Origin of the sequence: Brevundimonas sp. (genome assembly GCF_031412435.1) — a bacterium.
Classification (GTDB): Bacteria; Pseudomonadota; Alphaproteobacteria; order Caulobacterales; family Caulobacteraceae; genus Brevundimonas.
Map to the genome: position 1 here is coordinate 13,659 of NZ_JANODA010000005.1, position 17,365 is coordinate 31,023.

Consider the following 17,365-nt stretch of genomic DNA (forward strand, 5'->3'; position numbering starts at 1 on the left):
GCCCAGTCGTAGCCCTACTCGCCGCTTTCCGGAACCGGGTAGGTGTCCGGCTTCAGCACCTTCGACAGGGCGATCAGGTTGCGGGCGGCGTTGCGGCCGACGCGGTCGGAGTAATCGTGGCCCTGATCGGTCTCGACATAGTCGGCGCCCGGTCCCGGGCCGAGGTGCCAGTAGGTCCACGACTGGGCCGGGATGGTGAAGCCCATGTCGATCAGGCCCTGGGAGATGGTCGCCACGATATGGTGGGCGCCGTCCTCGTTGCCGGTGATGACGATGCCGGCGACCTTGCCGAAGGCGACGGGGCGGCCGGTATCGTCGGTCTCGCCAAACCAGGCGTCCATGCGTTCCAGTGCGCGCATCGAGATACTGGACATCTGGCCCAGCCAGATCGGGGTGGCGAAGACGACGATGTCGGCGGCCTTCAATTTCCGGTCGACGTCCGGCCATTGGTCGCCGTCCCCCTCATCGCCGGAGACGCCCGGCTTGATGTCCAGATCGACCAGCCGGATCAGTTCGACCTCGGCGCCGCCCTTCTTCAACTCGGCGATGACGACCTTCGCGAGCGCTTCCGTCGAGGATACGCCGGGCGAGGGCTTGAGGGTGCAGTTCAGGACGACGGCGCGCATTTTTTTCTCCGGCTGGATCGGAGGAACGGGCGGGGATTGGGCCTGTTCCGCGCGGCTATTTAACCGGACGGTTGACAACACCATCCGCCCGAGGCATTTAACCGATCAGTTCAACACGAAACCCGCAATGCAGACCGATCCGCTCTCCGCCAAGTTCGCCGCCCTGGCCGACCCGACCCGTCGGGCCATTCTGGCGCGGCTGACCGAGGGCGAATGTTCGGTCAGCGACCTGGCGGAGCCGTTCGACATGAGCCTGCCGGCCGTCTCCAAACATCTGAAGGTGCTGGAGAAGGCGGGCCTGATCTCTCGCGGCAAGGAGGCCCAGTGGCGCCCTGCCCGGCTGGAGCCGATGGGCATGAAGGGCATGGCCGAGTGGCTGGAGCACTACCGCCGCTACTGGGACAAGAGCTTCGACCGTCTGGAAGATTATCTGCGCAAGATTCAGAAAGGTAACGACGATGGCAAACGAAACTGACAACAATCCCTGCAACACCCCGGGCACGGCCCACGCCTTCGATCTGGTGCTGGAACGCATCATCGACGCATCGCCGGAGAAGGTCTTCCGGGCCTATACGGACCCCGCGATCCTGACCCAGTGGTTTGCGCCAAAGCCGTGGAAGGTGGTCGATCCGATCATCGAGCCCCGCGTCGGCGGCCGCTTCAACTTCACCATGCATGGTCCTGACGGCGAGGTGTTTCCGAACAGCGGCGTCTTCCTGGAGGTCATTCCGAACCGCCGCATCATCACCACCGACGCCTTCACCTCCGAATGGAAGCCGTCGGGCCAGCCCTTCATGGTCGCCCAGGTGGACATGGAGCCGACCGCCGACGGCAAGACGAAATACACCGCCGTCGCCCGCCACTGGAACGCCGAGACGATGAAGCAGCACGAGCAGATGGGCTTCCACGAGGGCTGGGGCACGGTCGCGGACCAGCTGACCGAAATCGTGAAGACGCTGTGATCCCGTGAGCACCGTCGTCGCCGAAGCGCCCAGCCGCCCTACCCTGAACCTGCAGCGCGTGTTCGATGCGCCACGCGACCTGGTCTGGCGCGCCTGGTCCAACCCCGAAATCATCGTCCTGTGGATGGGGCCGGTCGAATGGCCGGCGGTCAGCGCCACGGTCGACTTCCGTGTCGGCGGCGAGTGGCGCATCTGCCTGCGCTCGCCCGTCACCGGCGAGGACCTGTGGCAGGGCGGAGTCTATCGCGAGATCGTCGCCCCCGAACGGATCGTCTTCACCTTCAAGTGGGACGAGAGCCACGAGGACGGCCCGCCGGTCGACACCCTGGTCACTGTGCGCTTCGCCGAGACAGCGGAAGGGCAGACCCGGATGGACTTCACCCATGAGGGCCTGAAGTCCGAACAGAGCCTGACCGGCCACAAGCATGGCTGGACCTCCACCGCCGACAGGCTGGAAGCCTGGCTGGCCGCCAACGCGGACTGAAGGAGACGACCATGAAGATCGTAACCAGCGTCAGCATGCCTGGCACGTGCCGCGAGGCCTTCGGATTCTATGCGAAGGTTCTGGGCGGAGAGATCATCACGGCCATCACCTATGGCGAGGCCTTCCCCGAGACACCGGCGCCGACCAACGACTGGCTGATGTACTGCTGGCTGCAGGTCGGGGATCAGGTCCTTTTGGGCTCAGACATGCACCCGGACCATGCGCCCGACTTGCACAAGAAGAAGGATGGGTTCGATGTCACCCTGCATTTCGACACGGTCGAGGAGGCGCGGCGCGTCTTCGAGACCCTGTCCGAAGGCGGCGAGGTCTCGATCCCGTTCGGCGTGAACGACTGCGCGCCCGGCTTCAGCGGCTTCACCGACCGGTTTGGCGTGCCGTGGATGACCAACGTCACGCCCGCCGCCTGAACCGAACCAGAGAGGAGACACTGTCATGAAACTGGTCACCGCCCTCAGCTTCCAGGGCCAATGCCGCGAAGCGCTTGAGTTTTATCGCACCGTCCTCGGTGGGGAGATGCAGGCCTTTCCCTACAAGGACGCGCCTCCCGGCATGCCGGTGGACAAGAAATACGACGGCTGGCTGATGCACGGCTGGCTGCAGATCGGCGACCAGGCGATCATGGGCGCGGACATGCCGCCCGAGTTCGCCCCCAACATCGACAAGCCCAAGAACGGCTTCGACGTCTCGTTCCACACCGACGACGCGGCCGAGGCGAAGCGCGTCTATGACGCCCTGTCGGTGGGCGGAACGCCGGGCATGGAGTTCGGAGCGACTTTCTGGTCGCCCGGCTACGGCTCCTTCACCGACAGGTTCGGCATTCCGTGGATGATCAACACCATGCCGACGGTCCAGTCGTGAAGGCCTCTCCCATGGTCTGGACCGGTCGCGTTCTGACCGGCCTGTTCGCCCTGTTCATGCTGGGCGCCTCGATCTACCCGAAGTTCTTCATGCCCGACGTCGTCGCGGCGAACATGGGCCGGTCTGGATGGACACCGGACAAGACCCTGTTGCTGGGGATCATCGAGCTGACCTGTCTGGTGCTCTACCTGATCCCGCGCACGGCCGTGCTCGGCGCCGTGTTGATGACGGGCTACCTCGGCGGGGCGCTGGCTACGAATCTGAGGGTCGACAACCCGCTGTTCGGCTTCACGCTGTTCAGTGTCTATCTGGGCCTGATCATGTGGGGCGGGCTGTGGTTGCGGGACGCGCGCGTCCGGGCCGTATTCCCGATCCTGCGTTGATGGAGAAGTCCGTCCCCGCCGCCAGTCCCGATGCCTATGTCGCCGGCCTGACAGGCTGGCAGCACGACCGCGTCGCCGAACTGCGTGACGCGGTCCGGGCGGCGGGTCCGATGGAAGAGGTGATCAAATGGGGTCACCTCGTCTACCTCTCGAACGGGCCCGTCTGTCTGATCCGGGCCGAGGGAAAACGTGTGCTGTTCGGCCTGTGGCGCGGGCAACGGCTGCTGGATCTGGAACCGAAACTGAAGGCCGGCGGCCAATTCGAGATGGCTTCGGCCAGTCTGGCCGAAGGCGAGGCATTGGGCCCTGCATCCGTCAGCGTCCTGACCCGCGCGGCCATCGAGCTGAACGCCACACTGGGCGATCCCACGAAGGCGGCGAAGCGGTCCTAGTCCGCCAGCGCCGTGGGGAATTCATGACCGAGGGCTTCGGCCATGGCCTGTTGCGAGATCAGCAGGACCTGTTGCTGCTGGTGGTAGTTGTTCGAAAGGACGATCACGGCGATCCGCTGATCCGGCTGCCAGACCCCGATATTGCGGAAGCCCGACCAGCTGCCGGTGTGGTAGATTTCCCGGTCCTGGAAGGCGGGGGTGACCCGCGCGCCGAGCCGGTTGGCCATAAGGCCATAGCCCCAGGCACGGTGCGGCCGGCCTCCTCTCTCGTTCGGCTGGTCGGCCGGGGAATGGTCCATGATCATCTGGGCGTAGCTGTAGGGGCTAAGGACATGGCCGCCGTGCAGGGCCTGTTCCCACACCAGTTGATCGTCCAGCGTCGAATAAAGGGCGCCGGCCCCCGCGACGATCGAGACGTTCGGATTGCGCTGGGCCGTCAGCCCCTCGGGAAAGGTCGCATGGCCGGTGACGATGCCGAGGTCGGTGCGGTCCTCGAAGCCGGTGTCGTTCATGCCGAGCGGCTCGAAGAAGGTCGTGCGCAGATAGTCCGGAAAGCGCTGGCCGCTGGCGGTCTCGACGATGGCGGCGGCCAGGTTGAAGCCCGCATTGTTGTAGCGGACCTTGGTCCCCGGCTCGAACGACAGTCGGAAAGCCTTGGAGTCCTCGGTCAGTTCATCGAGCGTGGCGGGCGTGACGCGGCGATTGCCCCAGCCGGGCCGGGCCATCAGATCGGGGATGCCCGAGGTGTGGCTGATCAGGTGGTGGATCTTCAGCGGCGCCCAGGCGGCCGGGCAAGGCTGAATCCACTGACAGACCGGGTCGCCGATGGTCAGTTTGCCCTCGTCCTGCAGCTTGAGGATTGCGGCGGCGGTGAACTGTTTGGAGATGGAGGCGAGGCGGAAGCGCGAGCCGATCTGCAGCGGCGCGCCGGTGGCGACGTCGGCGGTTCCGTAGGCCTGGCGGAACAGGATTTCGTCGCCCCGCGCAACCAGGACCGCGCCCATGAACCGGCCGGCGTCCGCCTCGCGCTGCAGGCGGGCGGTCAGCTGCGGCAAGCCTTCGACGACCTCGAGCGGCGGGCGCGGCGGCAGGGGCGCAAGCCGTGAGGACGCGGTCGGCCCCGGCTGGGACGTCAGAACAGCGGCGAGACCGGCTCCACCGATCAGGATGACGGAAGCGATCAGGCCGAGAAAGAGCCGGGGGTGGTTCCCGGCGGTACGCGGAACGTGAAACATCGAGGCTTGGTAACCGGTCCGGTCGATTCGTCACCCAGGACCGGCGTTCGAGCGGTCACATCCGCGCGATCAAGCTCTAGGCGTTGAAGTCGAGGCCGAACTGGGCGTAGAGCGCGCGGCTGTCCTGCCATTTGGGATCGACCTTGACCGTGATGAACAGGTGGACGGGCCGGTCCAGCAGTTCGGTCAGCTCCTCACGCGACTTCTGGCCGATCCATTTCAGGGTTTGACCGCCCTTGCCCAGCACGATGGGGCGCTGGCTTTCACGTTCGACGTAGATGGTCTGTTCGATACGGGCCGAGCCGTCGGCCTTTTCGTCGAAGGCGGTGGTTTCCACGGCCGCCGAATAGGGCAGTTCCTCGTGGACGCGGAGATAGACCTTCTCGCGCGTGATCTCCGCCGCCAGGACCCGGATCGGCACGTCGGCGGACTGGTCCTCCGGATAGAGCCAGGGTCCCTCGGGCATCCCGAGGGCGAGGCGCTGTTTCAGGTCGTCGACACCGTCGCCCGACAGGGCCGAGATCATATAGACCTCGGAATAGACGCCGGTTTCGAACAGGTTGTGCGACAGGGCCAGAAGCGTGTCGCGGCGCATGCCGTCGATCTTGTTGAGCACCAGGATCACCTTTGTCCCGGTGGACTTCAGGTTGGCGATGATGGTCTCGGTGTCCTCGGCGGACTTGCGGTCCGCCCCGGTGCCGTCCTTGCCCTCGGAAGCGATGTGGGAGGCCGCGTCAATCAGGTGGACGACGACGTCGGCGTCCTGGGCCCCGCCCCAGGCGGAGGCGACCATGGCGCGGTCGAGGCGCCGGCGCGGGGTGAAGATGCCCGGCGTGTCGACCAGCACGATCTGGGCGTCGCCCTGGATGGCGATGCCGCGCACGGGGAAGCGCGTCGTCTGGACCTTCTGGGTGACAATGGAGACCTTGGACCCCGTCAGACGGTTCACCAGCGTCGACTTGCCGGCGTTCGGCGCGCCGATGATGGCGGCGAAGCCTGCGCGGTTCTGCTGGGGGTTGGTATCGGTCAAATCACGCCTTCACGTTGGAGCATGGCCATGGCGGCCGCTTTCTCCGCGTCCTGACGCGAACGTCCGGGCGCGGTCAAGGGTTCGACCCCTTCGATGGAGACCTCGACCGTGAAGGTCGGGGCATGGTCGGAGCCGGTCTGGCCCACGACGCGATAGGTCGGCAGGGGACGACCCGCCCCTTGCGACCACTCCTGCAGGGCCGACTTGGGGTTATTCAGGGCGCGCGGAGCCGGCGTGGCCAGTTCCTCGGCCCAGGCGAGATCGAACATGGTGCGAGCGGCGTCCAGTCCTCCGTCCAGGAAGACCGCGGCCAGCAGGGCCTCGACGGCGTCGGCGACGACCCCCTCCTTGCGACGACCACCGGATTTGGTCTCGCCGGGCGACAGGCGCAGGGCGTCGCCGACCTTCAGACGCTCCCCCACACGACCGCAGGCGTGCTTGTCGACCAGGGCGTGCAGGCGCGAAGACAGCTCCCCCTCGTCGGCCGACGGATAGTCCGCGTGCAGACGCTGGGCGACCAGCAGGCCGAGGACGCGGTCGCCGAGGAACTCCAGCCGTTCGTTATGGCGCGCGGGCTTTCCGGCGGCCTTGTCGGCCCCCTCGCCCACGCTGGAATGGGTCAGCGCCCGCTCCAGGAGAGCGGGGTCGCGGAAGACATGGCCGATGCGGTCGACCAGGGCGGCCACCGCTTCGGCGCGGGCATTCGCCATCAGTCGAGGACGCGGAAGAAGCGGCTGGGCCGGACGTTGGCGAACCAGCTGACCGGATTGAACAGCGAGGCGCCCGGCTCCCACGAGAACATGATGATCTCGGCCTTGCCGACCAGGTTCTCGTCCGGGACCAGACCCACGCCGGCCGACTGATCCACGCGGCTGTCGATCGAGTTGTCGCGGTTATCGCCCATCATGAAGTAGTGACCTGCCGGAACCTCGTACACCGGGGTGTCGTCCAGATCGCCGCCGGGGCCGAAGTCCTGGATGGTGATGGTCTTGCCGCCCGGCAGGGTCTCGCGGACCTGGGTCACCGGGCGCGGGCCGAAGATGTCGTTGACCTCGCCGGCGCTGACCACGACGTCCTCAACCGGCTGGCCGTTGATGTGGAGCCTGTTCTGGATCATCTGGACCGTGTCGCCCGGCAGGCCGATCACGCGCTTGATGTAGTCGGTCTTGTCGTCGCGCGGCAGTTTGAACACCACGATGTCGCCCCTGTTCGGCGCGCGGCCGAAGACCCGGTCGTCGCCCAGAGGCAGGTTGATCGGCAGGCCTGACGAGAATTTCGAATAGCCATAGGCCCACTTCGACACGACGATATAGTCGCCCTCGTACAGGTTGGGCTCCATCGAGGCCGACGGGATGGTGAAGGGCTGGAACAGCAGGACGCGCAGGACGAAGGCGATGGCCAGGGCCACGACCACCGTCTTGACGATTTCCACGGCCTCGGAGCCGGCCGAACCGCCGTCATCGTCGTCATCCTTGACGCGGACCTTGGCGGGGCCGGGAATCTTGACCTTGCGGTCGTCGAAGGGGGCGTCGCCGGCGTCGCTCCAGATCGGGCGGGAAGCGGCGGCAGCGGCGGCGCCGATCGGCGCGGCCTCGACCGGCGCAGGCTCCCCGGCGACGGTGCTCTCGGCTTCGACGGGCAGACCGGCTTCAGAGGCCGCGAAGGCCGCTTCGGCGGCGTCGACTTCACCGGCGCCCACGACCTCGGGCTCCACCGGGGACGACCCGGCGTCCGTCGTATCGACCACGGGCTTTTCGCCGTCTTCGGGCTTGTTGTCGCTCATCGTGTGAAAGCTCGTCCCAGGCCGCCGAACGCGGCTCGTATCCGCGCAGCGGTATATCCCGATTACGCCGTGGGCAAGGCTTCGATCACCACGAAGGCGAGTGCGTAGGGGTGTTCGTCGGAAAGGGTCAGATGAATGTGCGGGGTGTGGCCGGGGGGCGTCAGCCGTTCGAGATGCTCCGCCGCCGGTCCGGTCAGGGCCAGGGTCGGTTGGCCGGAACGCAGGTTCACCACCCCCATGTCCTTCCAGTAGACGTCACGACGCATCCCGGTGCCCAGCGCCTTGGCGCAGGCCTCCTTGGCTGCGAACCGCTTTGCGTAGCTCCAGGCGGCGTCCGGCTTGCGCTCGGAGCGGTCGCGTTCGATCTCGGTGAAGCAGCGGTTTTTGAAGCGGTCGCCGAAGCGGTCGATCGACGCCTGGATGCGCCGGATGTCCGACAGGTCCGCGCCGACGCCGATGATCACCCGTGCGTTCCGGCCTGGGCCGCCTCCATTGCGTCCCGCATGCGCCGGATCGCGGCGTCGAGGCCCACGAACACCGCCTCTCCGATCAGGAAGTGGCCGATGTTGAGCTCGCGGATCTCAGGGATAGCCAGGACCTCGGCGGCGGTTTCGTAGTCGAGGCCGTGGCCGGCGTGGACCTCCAGCCCCAGGATGTCGGCCTGGGCGCAGGCCGCGGCGAGGCGGTCGAACTCCACGCCGCGCTCTCCGGCCGGCAGGTGACAGTAGCGGCCGGTGTGGAACTCCACGACCTGCGCACCGACGGCGGCGGCGGCCTCGACCTGGTCGGCCGAGGGATCGATGAACAGGCTGACGCGGATGGCGGCGTCCGACAGGGCCCGGACCACGGGCTCCATGGTCGCCTCATGACCGGCCACCGCCAGCCCGCCCTCGGTGGTCACCTCCTCGCGCCGCTCGGGCACCAGACAGGCAGCGTGGGGTTTGTGACGCAGGGCGATGGCCAGCATCTCGTCGGTCACGGCCATCTCGAAGTTGAGAGGCTTGCCGGCGGTCTTGCAGAGGGCGGTCAGGGCCTCGATGTCGGCATCGCCGATATGGCGGCGGTCCTCGCGCAGGTGGGCGGTGATGCCGTCGGCCCCGGCGCCGATCGCCTCCTCGGCCGCGCGGACCGGATCAGGATGGACCCCGCCGCGCGCGTTCCGGACCGTCGCGACATGATCGATATTGACGCCGAGGCGGACGGGCGGGCGGCTCATTTCGACAGCCGCCGGCTGCCCGGGTCCTCGACCGGGAGGGCCGCCAGTTCGGGCGGCAGGGCGTCGGCGGGGTATGCGGGCACTTCCAGCGACGCCAGCGCGATCAGGGGGACGCCGACATCGGCCTTGCCGCCGGAGCGGTCGACGATGCAGGCGGCGGCGACCACCGTGCCGCCGGCCTCCTGGATGGCGGCGATGCATTCGCGGCTCGACAGGCCGGTGGTGACGATGTCCTCGACCATGACGACCTTTTCGCCCGGCTCGATGTGGAAGCCGCGACGCAGTTTGAACGATCCGCCCTCGCGCTCGACGTACATGGACCGGACGTTCAGGTGTTTCGCCGTCTCATAGCCGGGAATGATGCCGCCGACGGCGGGCGAGATGGCGACATCGACCGGCCCGACCGTGGCGACGATCTTGTCCGCCAGGGCCTTGCACAGCCGCTCGCAGCGGGCGCCGTCCATGAAGACCAGGTTCTTCTGCAGGAAGACCGGGCTGTGCAGCCCGGACGACAGCACGAAATGGCCTTCGCGCAGGGCGCCGGCGGCACGGAACTCGTTCAGGACGTCTTCGGTGTTCATGGCGCCGTTCTAGGACGTGAACCCGGTCAGGTGAAGCGTGGCCTTGCGCCTGCGTCAGTATTCCCGGCTCTCGGCCTGGCGCTCTTCCAGATGGCCGTCCTTCAGGGCGAAGACGCGGTCCATATGGCCCGCCAGTTCCATATTGTGGGTGGCGATCAGGGCGGCCACCCCGGTTTCCTTGACCAGTTTCTGCAACGACTCGAAGACCGTCTGGCTGGTGGCGGGGTCAAGGTTGCCGGTCGGTTCGTCGGCCAGCAAGAGGCGCGGCCTGTTGGCCAGGGCGCGGGCCAGTGCGACGCGCTGTTGCTCCCCGCCCGACATCTGGGCCGGCTGGTGCAGGGTGCGTTCGGCCAGGCCGAGCGCGCCCAAGGCCTCTTCAGCACGGGCGCGGGCCTGATCCAGAGGATAGCCGGCGATGCGCATCGGCAGGGCCACGTTGTCGCGCGCGTCGAACTCCGGCAACAGATGGTGGAACTGATAGACGAAGCCGACGCGGCTGAGGCGCAGCCGCGTGCGGGCCCGCTCGTCGAGCTGGCCCACGTCCTCGCCGTCGATGCGAACCTCGCCCGAGGTCGGACGCTCCAGCAGGCCGGCGGCATGCAGCAGGGACGACTTGCCCGAGCCGGACGGCCCGATCAGCCCGACCAGTTCACCGGGGAAGATGTCCAGATCGACGCCCTTCAGCACCGTCAGGTCGCCCGTGCCGGTGGTGTAGGTGCGGGTCACCCCGCGCAGGGACAGGACCGGGCTATTCATAGCGCAGGGCCTCCACCGGATCGATCCGCGACGCATTCCACGACGGCGGCAGGCTGGCGAAACAGCTCATCAGCAGCGACCAGAACGCGACCCACATGACATCGACGGGATCGACCTCGGCCGGGATGGCGTCGAGCATATAGACGTCGGCGTTGAACAGCTGGACCCCGGTGATCGCCTCCAGGAAATGCTGGATCGCGCCGATGTTCAGGCAGAACAGCAGGCCCAGCGTCAGCCCTGCCAGCGTCCCCGCCACGCCGATGGTCGCCCCGGCCATGAAGAAGACACGCAGGATCGACGACGGGCTGGCCCCGATCGTCCTCAGGATGGCGATGTCCCTGCCCTTGTTCTTCACCAGCATGACGATGCCCGAGATGATGTTCATGGCGGCGATGGCCACGACGAGACCGAGGATGATGCTCATCGCCACCCGCTCGACCTTCAGCGCGCCCCAGAAGGCGGCGAGCTTGTCGCGCCAGTCGACGACGAAGCCGCCGGGTCCCGCCGCCTCGCGCACGGGGGCGAGGTACTCGCCGACGCGGTCCGGGTCCTGAACCTTCATCTCAATGACGTCCCAGACGCCCTCCTTGCCGAAGAACAACTGGGCCTGTTCCAGCGGCATGAAGATGAAGGCGCGGTCGTAGTCGGCGGTGCCCGAGGAATAGGTCCCGCCGACGGTGTAGGTCTTGTTCAGCCCGCCGAGGTTGCCGAACGCGGAGTCGGCGCCGGTCGGCGAGTAAAGCTCGATCGGATCGCCAACCTGCAGGCCGAGCGCATCCGCCAGAGCCTGGCCGATCAGGACATTGTCGCCGCCGTAGGCGCCCTGGCCGAAGCCGGCGCGCGCCTGGTCCGACAGGCTGGCGTTGACGTACTGCATGGTGTCGAGGTCGGCCGGAGCGATGCCGCGCACGAAGGCGCCGGTCGTCTGGCCGCCGGCGCGGATGATGGCCTGGGACTCGGTCAGGGGGGTGACGCTGACTACGCCCTCGACCCCACGCAGACGGTCCACGATAGCGTCCCGGTTCGGGGCGATCAGGACCTCGCCCTGGACGTACATATGGCCGTTGAAGCTCAGCATCCGGCCCAGCAGTTCATTCCGGAACCCGGCCATGATGCTCATGACGCTGATCAGCACGGCGACGGCCAGCATGATTCCGATGAAGGAGATGATGGCGATGGTCGCGACCCCGCCCTCCTTGCGCTTGGCGCGCAGGTAGCGGAGCGCCAGGCCGATCTCCCAGGCGGAGAAGGCGCCGGCGGGCTTGGGCGGAGGTGTGACCGACGTCGTCGTCAACCGATGGACTCCAGCGCAGCCGCGAGGGGCACGGTCGACTTCTCGCCGGTCGCCCGGCGCTTCAGTTCGACGACGCCCTCGGCCACGCCCTTGGGACCTATGACCAGCTGCCACGGGATGCCGATCAGGTCGGCGGTGGCGAACTTGCCGCCGGGACGCTCGTCGGTGTCGTCATAGAGGACCGACTTGCCGGCCTTTTCCAGAGCATCGACCGCCGCCTCGCAGGCCTCGCAGACCGACGGATCGTTGGCGCGCAGGTTGATGACCACCACATCGAACGGGGCCACGGCGTCCGGCCAGATGATGCCCGCGTCGTCGTGGCTGGCCTCAATGATGGCCCCCAGCAGGCGCGACACCCCGACGCCGTAGGAACCCATGTGGACCTCGGTGTCCACGCCGTCCGGGCCGGCGACCCTGGCCTTCATCGGGGCCGAGTATTTGGTGCCGAAATAGAAGATGTGGCCGACCTCGATGCCGCGCGCGGTCAGGCGGTCGCCCTCTGCCGTCTGGCTCTCGAACTGGGCGGCGTCGTGCATCTCCTCGGTCGCGGCGTAGAGCGAGGTTCGGCCGTCGACGATCGCCTGCAAGTCGTTCCAGTCGACGTCGGGACCAGGCGCCGGCATCTCGACCAGGGCCTTGTCGCAGAAGACCTGGCTCTCGCCTGTGTCGGCCAGGACGATGAATTCGTGGGACAGGTCGCCGCCGATCGGACCGGTGTCGGCGCGCATCGGCACGGCCTTCAGACCCATGCGGGCGAAGGTGTTGAGATAGGCCACGAACATGCGGTTGTAGGCCCGCCGCGCCGAGGCCTCGTCGATGTCGAAGGAATAGGCGTCCTTCATCAGGAATTCGCGCCCGCGCATGACGCCGAAGCGCGGACGGCGCTCGTCGCGGAACTTCCACTGGATATGGAAGAGGTTCAGCGGCAGGGCCTTGTAGCTCTTCACGAAGCCCCGGAAGATGTCGGTGATCATCTCCTCGTTGGTGGGGCCGTACAGCAGCTCGCGTTCGTGCCGGTCGGTGATGCGCAGCATCTCGGGGCCGTAGGCGTCGTAGCGGCCACTCTCGCGCCACAGGTCGGCCAGCTGCAGCGTCGGCATCAGCAGTTCGACGGCCCCTGCCCGCTCCTGCTCCTCGCGCACGATCTGTTCGATGCGGTTCAGGACGCGCAGGCCCAGCGGCAGCCAGGCATAGATGCCGGCCGCCTCCTGTTTGATCATCCCGGCGCGCAGCATCAGCTGATGCGAGACGATCTGGGCGTCGGACGGCGCCTCTTTCAGCGTGGGCAGGAAGTAGCGCGACAGGCGCATTGTTCGGTCCTTGTTCGGGGTCGTCTCGTCTAGCCCGTGCGGGCGAACCTTGGCAACGCAATGGCAGCGCGTTTGACGCCATGATCGCAGTGTGCTTTGTTTTTCAAAGTGCTTCATGGAGAGATCAATGCCCCGCCTGTTCACCGCCGCCCTGTTCGTCGCCCTCGCCCTGCCCGCCGTTGCCGTAGCGGGGACGGTCGAGGTTCGCCTGACCGGCGCCGTTCCCGGCGGCCCGGTCATGGTCCAGCTGTGTTCCGAAGCCGAGGGCCTGATGCGCTGCGCCAGAACGGCCCAGGTCAACGTCAGCAACGGTACGGCCGTGGCCCGTTTCGAGAACGTGCCGGCCGGCCGCTGGGGCGTCGCAGCCTTTCAGGACGTGAACGCCGACGGCCGCCTCGGCTTCGGCATGATGGGCCGACCGAACGAGCCCTGGGGCTACAGCCGGAACGCGCCGGCCGTCATGGGGCCGCCGGCCTTCCGGGACGCCGCGGTCAACGTGCCCGCAGCGGGCGGTGTGATCCCCGTCGCGCTGGGGCTCTGAGTTCGATGAACCTCGATCTTGTCCCGCTCGGCTGGGTGCACAGCCTCGCCTGCCTCATCGCTCTCGCGGCCGGGGCCTATGTCTTCGCGACGCCCAAGGGCGCCCGCCGGCACCGGCAGGTGGGTCAGGTCTTCGTCGCCTCGCAGGTGATCCTCAACCTGACGGCCCTGGGCATCTATCAGCTCGGGACCTTCTTCTTTCCGCATGTGCTGGCGATCATCACGCTCGTCCTGATCGCCGCAGGCTGGGGATCAGGTCGCCTGATCCGCCGCCACGTCGCGTGGAAACACGTCCACCTCTCCAGCATGATCCTGAGCTATTATCTGCTGATCGGCGGCGGGGTGAATGAGGTGTTCCTGCGTGTCGATGCCATGCGCGATCTCGTCAGCCGCGAGGGCGGCCAACTGATCAACATGACCCACGGAGTGGTCATGCTGGTGTTCCTGATCCTGCTGCTGGGCTGGAATGCGGCCGAGATCGTGCGGACGCTTCTCCGCCGGCGGCGACGCGCGAGCCTGTCGGCCGCCTAGGGCACCGGGGGGGCGAGGTCCGGCAGCGGCATCCAGCCGATGAAGACCAGCCACATCACGAACAGCCAAAGCAGGAACGACACCCAGGTCGTGGTGATGAATTTGCGCTTCAGGTCCGGCGTCTTCGGCGAACCCCACTGGCTGCCATCGGTGGGCGGCTCATGGGTCTCCGCGGACGTGCCCAGCGGCAGGACAGTGAACAGCACCACCCACCAGACGACGATGTAGATGGCGAACATGGTGATCGGGCCGATCGGCATGTCAGTGCTCTCCCTTGGGCGTTTCCATCAGCTCGACCAGGACCCCGCCCATGTCCTTCGGATGCAGGAACAGAATGGGCGTGCCGTGGGCGCCGATGCGCGGCTCGCCCGTCCCGAGAAGGGTCGCACCCCTGGCCCGCATGGCGTCGCGCGCGATCAGGATGTCCTCGACCTCGAAACAGACGTGATGCTGCCCGCCCTTCGGATTCTTCGCGAGGAAGCCGTGGATCGGGCTGTCTTCGCCCAGCGGTTCGATCAGTTCGATCTGTGAGTTCGGCAGGTCGATGAAACAGACCCGCACCCCCTGCGCCGGCAGGTCGAACGGCTCTCCGGCCGACGTGGCGCCGAGCATGTCGCGGTACAGGGCGACGCTGGCCTCGATCGAGGGCGTGGCGACGCCGATGTGATTGAGTCTGCCGATCATCCGCCCGCTATGGCCCCTCGTCCGCAACCGGGCAAGCCGCGCCCATGCCGGGAGCCCGCAAAGCCAGCAGGATGGATCGTCGCACCTCGGCCGCCATCAGGCCGGCGCGCTCCAGGATGCAGCCGACCACGGTGTTCGAGTTGGGCGCCAGCAGGCCGTAGGGCTCGTTCAATGCTTCGAGGTCGCGGCGTGCGCGGTCCAGCGCGGCCGGGGCGTCCGCGACCACGGCGGGGTCGCGGCTGACAATGGTCATCTCGTGCAGCGCCTCGCCCGAACTGGGAAAATCGTAGGCGTTGTCGTCATAGGGCGCGAGCCGGGCCGACAGCCGGTCGGGCGCATCGGTGTCGCCGGGGAACTTGCCCGCCTGGCTGGCCGAGAAGGCCAGGGCCTCGCCCTCCTCCGGGACCACCAGAATATAGGCATGCCGGGGAAACAGCAGATAGTGCGCCAGCCATTTGGTCATCCAGACCAGAGGCGCGTCGTCCGGCCCCAGCGCATGGGCGCCGACATAGACTCCGGGCGGCATGACCCGGCTGTCGATCCGGCCGTTCACGGCCTGGATCCGGTCGACCATCACCTGATCCAGCAGGAAGGTGCCGCCCTCCGAAGCCCGCTCGAAATGGGCGCGGAAGTCGGCTGTGGTCGGGTCGTCGCCCACATCTCCGCCGTGGATGACGCGGAACGCTTGGGCCGACGTCGGCGTATCGCCTGTCGTGCTGAACCACAGGACGGCCAGTTCATGCGCCGTGCGTGACGCCGGATCCTCGCCCCGGAAGGTCGACAGGCTGAGCGCCAGATTGGTCGCGAGGAACAGCACGACGAACCCCGCCAGCCCCTGCCCCGTGATCACCGCCCATTTCCGCCAGCCGGCCAAGGGATGGCGGGCATGGCGGACGCGGTATTTGAGGCTGCGGCCCCTGTCTCGAACATGTTCGAACGAAGGGCGCCGCATCAATTACAGCCTCAGGATCACCGTCTCGACGATCGGGCGGCGGTCCCAGATCTGCTGCGAGGCCTTCTTGAGCACCCGGGCCACGGCCTGTTCGACCACATCATCATCGTCGCGGGCCTCGTTCTTGAGCGAGCCCACGACCTGTTCAACGCGCTCGGCCAGATCGTCGAGGGCGTCGCCCAGCGGCGTGACCTCGTCGCCCGGCAGGCCGATGGCGCGGACGTCGATGTCCGAGACGATCTTGCCGCGCTTGTCCATGGCGAAGCTGACGACCAGCACGCCGTTGGTCGAGGCGTGGCGACGCTCGCGCAGGGCCTCGCCCTTCTCGGTCACGACCATGCCGCCGTCGACGTAGAGGCGGCCGTTGGGGACCTCGTCGATGATCGCGGCCTTGCCGGGGGCCAGGCGGACGAGGTCGCCGTTGCGCGGGGTGACCGTCTCCTCGACGCCCAGATCGCGGGCGAAGGCGGCGTGCTCCATCAGGTGGCGACGCATGCCGTGGGTCGGGACCGAGATGCGCGGGCGGGCCCAGGCGTACATCTGGCGCATCTCGTCACGGCACGGGTGGCCGGAGACGTGGATGCCGGGGTGGTCCTTCTCGGTGTAGAGGCGCACGCCGCGATCGGCCATCCGGTCCTGCAGGTTGGCGATGGCCAGCTCGTTGCCGGGGATGACCCGCGACGAGAAGATGCAGTGGTCGCCCAGACCCAGTTTGATGAAGGGGTGGGAGCCGTCGGCGACACGCGACAGGGCGGCCCGGTCCTCGCCCTGGCTGCCGGTGCACAGATACAGGATCTCGTCGGCCGGCCAGTGCCGTGCCTCGTCCTCGGTCAGGATGCGCTGGCTGTCATTGAACAGCCCGACGTGACGGGCGGCGGCGGTGATGCGGTGCATCGAGCGACCGGCCAGGGCGACGCGGCGCCCCGCCTTGTCCGCCGCCTTGATGACGCTGACCATCCGGGCGACGTTGGAGGCGAAACAGCCGACCGCGATGCGACCCTTCTTGAGGCTGCCGATCAGTTCGATCAGGCCTTCCTGGGCCTCGGTTTCCGACCCGGCCTCGCCCTCGACGAAGACATTGGTGGAATCGCAGACCATGGCCAGCAGGCCGTCGTCGCCCATCTTCGTGATCGTGGCGATATCGGTCGGTTGACCGATGACCGGGGCGGGATCCAGCTTCCAGTCGCCGGTGTGGAAGACGGTGCCCAGCGGCGTGGTGATCTTCAGGCCGTTCGGCTCGGCGATCGAGTGGGTCATGGTGACGAAATCGACCTGGAACGGACCGAGATCGACGTGCCCGCCCATCGGAATCTCGATGATCTTGACGTCCTTGACGCCGTTGTCGCGCAGCTTTTCGCGGATCAGGAAGGCGGTGAAGGGGGTGGCGTACAGGGGCGCCTTCATCCGGCTCCACAGCCAGGGCAGGGCCCCGATGTGATCCTCGTGCGCGTGGGTCAGGACGATTCCGCGGATGGTCTCGCCCTCGAGGAAGGACGGGTCCGGCACGATGATGTCCACGCCGGGCGTCGACAGGTCGCCGAACGTCACGCCGACGTCGACGATCATCCACTGGCGATTGTCTGGCGGGCCGTAGCCGTAGCAGTTGAGGTTCATGCCGACCTCGCCCGAGCCGCCCAGCGGCAGGAAGACGAGTTCGTCGTTTGGGTTGTTCTTTTTCATGTGTCCGTCAGATGGGTATTGCGGCGCCAGATTTCGAGCAGGCCGCG

24 protein-coding genes are annotated in these 17,365 nt (G+C 67.3%); 9 read left to right on the forward strand and 15 right to left on the reverse strand.

Going from position 1 to position 17,365, the window contains the following annotated elements; genetic code table 11:
* Positions 1-14 precede the first annotated feature (14 nt).
* A complete protein-coding gene (locus RMO01_RS00865) occupies positions 15-626 on the reverse strand; it encodes a flavodoxin family protein (protein WP_309627162.1) in 612 nt (203 codons plus the stop codon).
* A 127-nt stretch (positions 627-753) separates the two neighbouring features.
* Here RMO01_RS00865 and RMO01_RS00870 point away from each other — a divergent pair, with 127 nt between their 5' ends.
* From RMO01_RS00870 to RMO01_RS00900, 7 genes are read left to right on the forward strand one after another with little or no spacing between them, the layout of a single operon-like run.
* Positions 754-1,101, forward strand: coding sequence for a metalloregulator ArsR/SmtB family transcription factor (locus RMO01_RS00870; RefSeq protein WP_309627163.1), 348 nt, complete (start codon positions 754-756; stop codon positions 1,099-1,101).
* A complete protein-coding gene (locus tag RMO01_RS00875) occupies positions 1,085-1,588 on the forward strand; it encodes an SRPBCC family protein (protein ID WP_309627164.1) in 504 nt (167 codons plus the stop codon). Before RMO01_RS00870 ends, RMO01_RS00875 begins: the two co-directional genes overlap by 17 nt.
* A gap of 4 nt (positions 1,589-1,592) precedes the next feature.
* Positions 1,593-2,072 (forward strand): SRPBCC domain-containing protein, encoded by a 480-nt coding sequence (locus tag RMO01_RS00880; protein WP_309627165.1) that lies wholly within the window; start codon positions 1,593-1,595, stop codon positions 2,070-2,072.
* 11 nt (positions 2,073-2,083) lie between these two features.
* Positions 2,084-2,500 carry a VOC family protein gene (locus RMO01_RS00885; protein WP_309627166.1) on the forward strand — a complete coding sequence of 139 codons (417 nt, stop codon included), beginning with the start codon at positions 2,084-2,086 and terminating at the stop codon, positions 2,498-2,500.
* Positions 2,501-2,525: 25 nt separating this feature from the next.
* Complete coding sequence (locus RMO01_RS00890; RefSeq protein WP_309627167.1) at positions 2,526-2,951, forward strand: VOC family protein; 426 nt, start codon at positions 2,526-2,528, stop codon at positions 2,949-2,951.
* Positions 2,948-3,334: a DoxX family protein gene (locus RMO01_RS00895; RefSeq protein WP_309627168.1), complete on the forward strand. Its 387-nt coding sequence runs from the start codon at positions 2,948-2,950 to the stop codon at positions 3,332-3,334. Before RMO01_RS00890 ends, RMO01_RS00895 begins: the two co-directional genes overlap by 4 nt.
* Positions 3,334-3,726, forward strand: coding sequence for a DUF1801 domain-containing protein (locus tag RMO01_RS00900; RefSeq protein ID WP_309627169.1), 393 nt, complete (start codon positions 3,334-3,336; stop codon positions 3,724-3,726). Before RMO01_RS00895 ends, RMO01_RS00900 begins: the two co-directional genes overlap by 1 nt.
* Here the strand turns inward: RMO01_RS00900 and RMO01_RS00905 are convergent.
* From RMO01_RS00905 to proS, 10 genes are all read right to left on the reverse strand, one after another.
* Positions 3,723-4,961, reverse strand: a complete 1,239-nt coding sequence (locus RMO01_RS00905; RefSeq protein WP_309627170.1) for a serine hydrolase domain-containing protein — start codon at positions 4,959-4,961, stop codon at positions 3,723-3,725. The genes RMO01_RS00900 and RMO01_RS00905 overlap by 4 nt on opposite strands.
* Before the next feature lie 76 nt (positions 4,962-5,037).
* Complete coding sequence (gene era, locus RMO01_RS00910) at positions 5,038-5,991, reverse strand: GTPase Era (RefSeq protein WP_309627171.1); 954 nt, start codon at positions 5,989-5,991, stop codon at positions 5,038-5,040.
* A complete protein-coding gene (gene rnc, locus RMO01_RS00915; RefSeq protein WP_309627172.1) occupies positions 5,988-6,701 on the reverse strand; it encodes a ribonuclease III in 714 nt (237 codons plus the stop codon). The genes era and rnc overlap by 4 nt, the downstream gene beginning before the upstream one ends.
* On the reverse strand, positions 6,701-7,492 hold the full coding sequence (gene lepB / locus RMO01_RS00920; RefSeq protein WP_309627185.1) for a signal peptidase I: 792 nt from the start codon (positions 7,490-7,492) through the stop codon (positions 6,701-6,703). Before lepB ends, rnc begins: the two co-directional genes overlap by 1 nt.
* 344 nt (positions 7,493-7,836) lie before the next feature.
* Positions 7,837-8,238, reverse strand: coding sequence for a holo-ACP synthase (gene acpS / locus RMO01_RS00925; protein ID WP_309627173.1), 402 nt, complete (start codon positions 8,236-8,238; stop codon positions 7,837-7,839).
* On the reverse strand, positions 8,235-8,990 hold the full coding sequence (locus tag RMO01_RS00930; RefSeq protein ID WP_309627174.1) for a pyridoxine 5'-phosphate synthase: 756 nt from the start codon (positions 8,988-8,990) through the stop codon (positions 8,235-8,237). Before RMO01_RS00930 ends, acpS begins: the two co-directional genes overlap by 4 nt.
* Positions 8,987-9,571 carry an orotate phosphoribosyltransferase gene (pyrE, locus tag RMO01_RS00935; protein ID WP_309627175.1) on the reverse strand — a complete coding sequence of 195 codons (585 nt, stop codon included), beginning with the start codon at positions 9,569-9,571 and terminating at the stop codon, positions 8,987-8,989. The genes RMO01_RS00930 and pyrE overlap by 4 nt, the downstream gene beginning before the upstream one ends.
* 54 nt (positions 9,572-9,625) lie before the next feature.
* Entirely contained in the window at positions 9,626-10,327 is a 702-nt protein-coding gene (locus RMO01_RS00940) for an ABC transporter ATP-binding protein (protein WP_309627176.1), read from the reverse strand.
* Positions 10,320-11,621, reverse strand: a complete 1,302-nt coding sequence (locus tag RMO01_RS00945; RefSeq protein WP_309627177.1) for a lipoprotein-releasing ABC transporter permease subunit — start codon at positions 11,619-11,621, stop codon at positions 10,320-10,322. Before RMO01_RS00945 ends, RMO01_RS00940 begins: the two co-directional genes overlap by 8 nt.
* Positions 11,618-12,931: a proline--tRNA ligase gene (gene proS / locus RMO01_RS00950; protein ID WP_309627178.1), complete on the reverse strand. Its 1,314-nt coding sequence runs from the start codon at positions 12,929-12,931 to the stop codon at positions 11,618-11,620. Before proS ends, RMO01_RS00945 begins: the two co-directional genes overlap by 4 nt.
* 127 nt (positions 12,932-13,058) lie before the next feature.
* Between proS and RMO01_RS00955 the strand changes: the two genes are divergently transcribed.
* The gene (locus tag RMO01_RS00955; protein WP_309627179.1) at positions 13,059-13,472 is read left to right on the forward strand and encodes a DUF2141 domain-containing protein; all 414 of its coding nucleotides are present in this window, start codon (positions 13,059-13,061) and stop codon (positions 13,470-13,472) included.
* A gap of 5 nt (positions 13,473-13,477) precedes the next feature.
* Complete coding sequence (locus RMO01_RS00960; protein ID WP_309627180.1) at positions 13,478-14,002, forward strand: hypothetical protein; 525 nt, start codon at positions 13,478-13,480, stop codon at positions 14,000-14,002.
* Here the strand turns inward: RMO01_RS00960 and RMO01_RS00965 are convergent.
* From RMO01_RS00965 to RMO01_RS00980, 4 genes are read right to left on the reverse strand one after another with little or no spacing between them, the layout of a single operon-like run.
* Positions 13,999-14,262 (reverse strand): DUF1467 family protein, encoded by a 264-nt coding sequence (locus RMO01_RS00965; protein WP_309627181.1) that lies wholly within the window; start codon positions 14,260-14,262, stop codon positions 13,999-14,001. The genes RMO01_RS00960 and RMO01_RS00965 overlap by 4 nt on opposite strands.
* Position 14,263: 1 nt before the next feature.
* Positions 14,264-14,686, reverse strand: a complete 423-nt coding sequence (gene mce, locus RMO01_RS00970; RefSeq protein WP_309627182.1) for a methylmalonyl-CoA epimerase — start codon at positions 14,684-14,686, stop codon at positions 14,264-14,266.
* Between the two features lie 7 nt (positions 14,687-14,693).
* Positions 14,694-15,638 (reverse strand): hypothetical protein, encoded by a 945-nt coding sequence (locus RMO01_RS00975; RefSeq protein ID WP_309627183.1) that lies wholly within the window; start codon positions 15,636-15,638, stop codon positions 14,694-14,696.
* Positions 15,639-15,641: 3 nt separating this feature from the next.
* Positions 15,642-17,318 (reverse strand): ribonuclease J, encoded by a 1,677-nt coding sequence (locus RMO01_RS00980; protein ID WP_309627184.1) that lies wholly within the window; start codon positions 17,316-17,318, stop codon positions 15,642-15,644.
* Positions 17,319-17,365 lie beyond the last annotated feature (47 nt).

What these genes read in the sequence shown, in the direction of transcription:
- RMO01_RS00900 (WP_309627169.1), top strand. Translation starts at nt 3,334, where the DNA reads ATGGAGAAGTCCGTCCCCGCCGCCAGTCCCGATGCCTATGTCGCCGGC.
- RMO01_RS00885 (WP_309627166.1), top strand. Translation starts at nt 2,084, where the DNA reads ATGAAGATCGTAACCAGCGTCAGCATGCCTGGCACGTGCCGCGAGGCC.
- RMO01_RS00940 (WP_309627176.1), bottom strand. Translation starts at nt 10,327, where the DNA reads ATGAATAGCCCGGTCCTGTCCCTGCGCGGGGTGACCCGCACCTACACC.
- RMO01_RS00875 (WP_309627164.1), top strand. Translation starts at nt 1,085, where the DNA reads ATGGCAAACGAAACTGACAACAATCCCTGCAACACCCCGGGCACGGCC.
- RMO01_RS00865 (WP_309627162.1), bottom strand. Translation starts at nt 626, where the DNA reads ATGCGCGCCGTCGTCCTGAACTGCACCCTCAAGCCCTCGCCCGGCGTA.
- RMO01_RS00870 (WP_309627163.1), top strand. Translation starts at nt 754, where the DNA reads ATGCAGACCGATCCGCTCTCCGCCAAGTTCGCCGCCCTGGCCGACCCG.
- RMO01_RS00960 (WP_309627180.1), top strand. Translation starts at nt 13,478, where the DNA reads ATGAACCTCGATCTTGTCCCGCTCGGCTGGGTGCACAGCCTCGCCTGC.
- RMO01_RS00965 (WP_309627181.1), bottom strand. Translation starts at nt 14,262, where the DNA reads ATGCCGATCGGCCCGATCACCATGTTCGCCATCTACATCGTCGTCTGG.
- proS (WP_309627178.1), bottom strand. Translation starts at nt 12,931, where the DNA reads ATGCGCCTGTCGCGCTACTTCCTGCCCACGCTGAAAGAGGCGCCGTCC.
- mce (WP_309627182.1), bottom strand. Translation starts at nt 14,686, where the DNA reads ATGATCGGCAGACTCAATCACATCGGCGTCGCCACGCCCTCGATCGAG.
- RMO01_RS00905 (WP_309627170.1), bottom strand. Translation starts at nt 4,961, where the DNA reads ATGTTTCACGTTCCGCGTACCGCCGGGAACCACCCCCGGCTCTTTCTC.
- pyrE (WP_309627175.1), bottom strand. Translation starts at nt 9,571, where the DNA reads ATGAACACCGAAGACGTCCTGAACGAGTTCCGTGCCGCCGGCGCCCTG.
- RMO01_RS00975 (WP_309627183.1), bottom strand. Translation starts at nt 15,638, where the DNA reads ATGCGGCGCCCTTCGTTCGAACATGTTCGAGACAGGGGCCGCAGCCTC.
- rnc (WP_309627172.1), bottom strand. Translation starts at nt 6,701, where the DNA reads ATGGCGAATGCCCGCGCCGAAGCGGTGGCCGCCCTGGTCGACCGCATC.
- RMO01_RS00980 (WP_309627184.1), bottom strand. Translation starts at nt 17,318, where the DNA reads ATGAAAAAGAACAACCCAAACGACGAACTCGTCTTCCTGCCGCTGGGC.
- RMO01_RS00955 (WP_309627179.1), top strand. Translation starts at nt 13,059, where the DNA reads ATGCCCCGCCTGTTCACCGCCGCCCTGTTCGTCGCCCTCGCCCTGCCC.
- RMO01_RS00930 (WP_309627174.1), bottom strand. Translation starts at nt 8,990, where the DNA reads ATGAGCCGCCCGCCCGTCCGCCTCGGCGTCAATATCGATCATGTCGCG.
- RMO01_RS00890 (WP_309627167.1), top strand. Translation starts at nt 2,526, where the DNA reads ATGAAACTGGTCACCGCCCTCAGCTTCCAGGGCCAATGCCGCGAAGCG.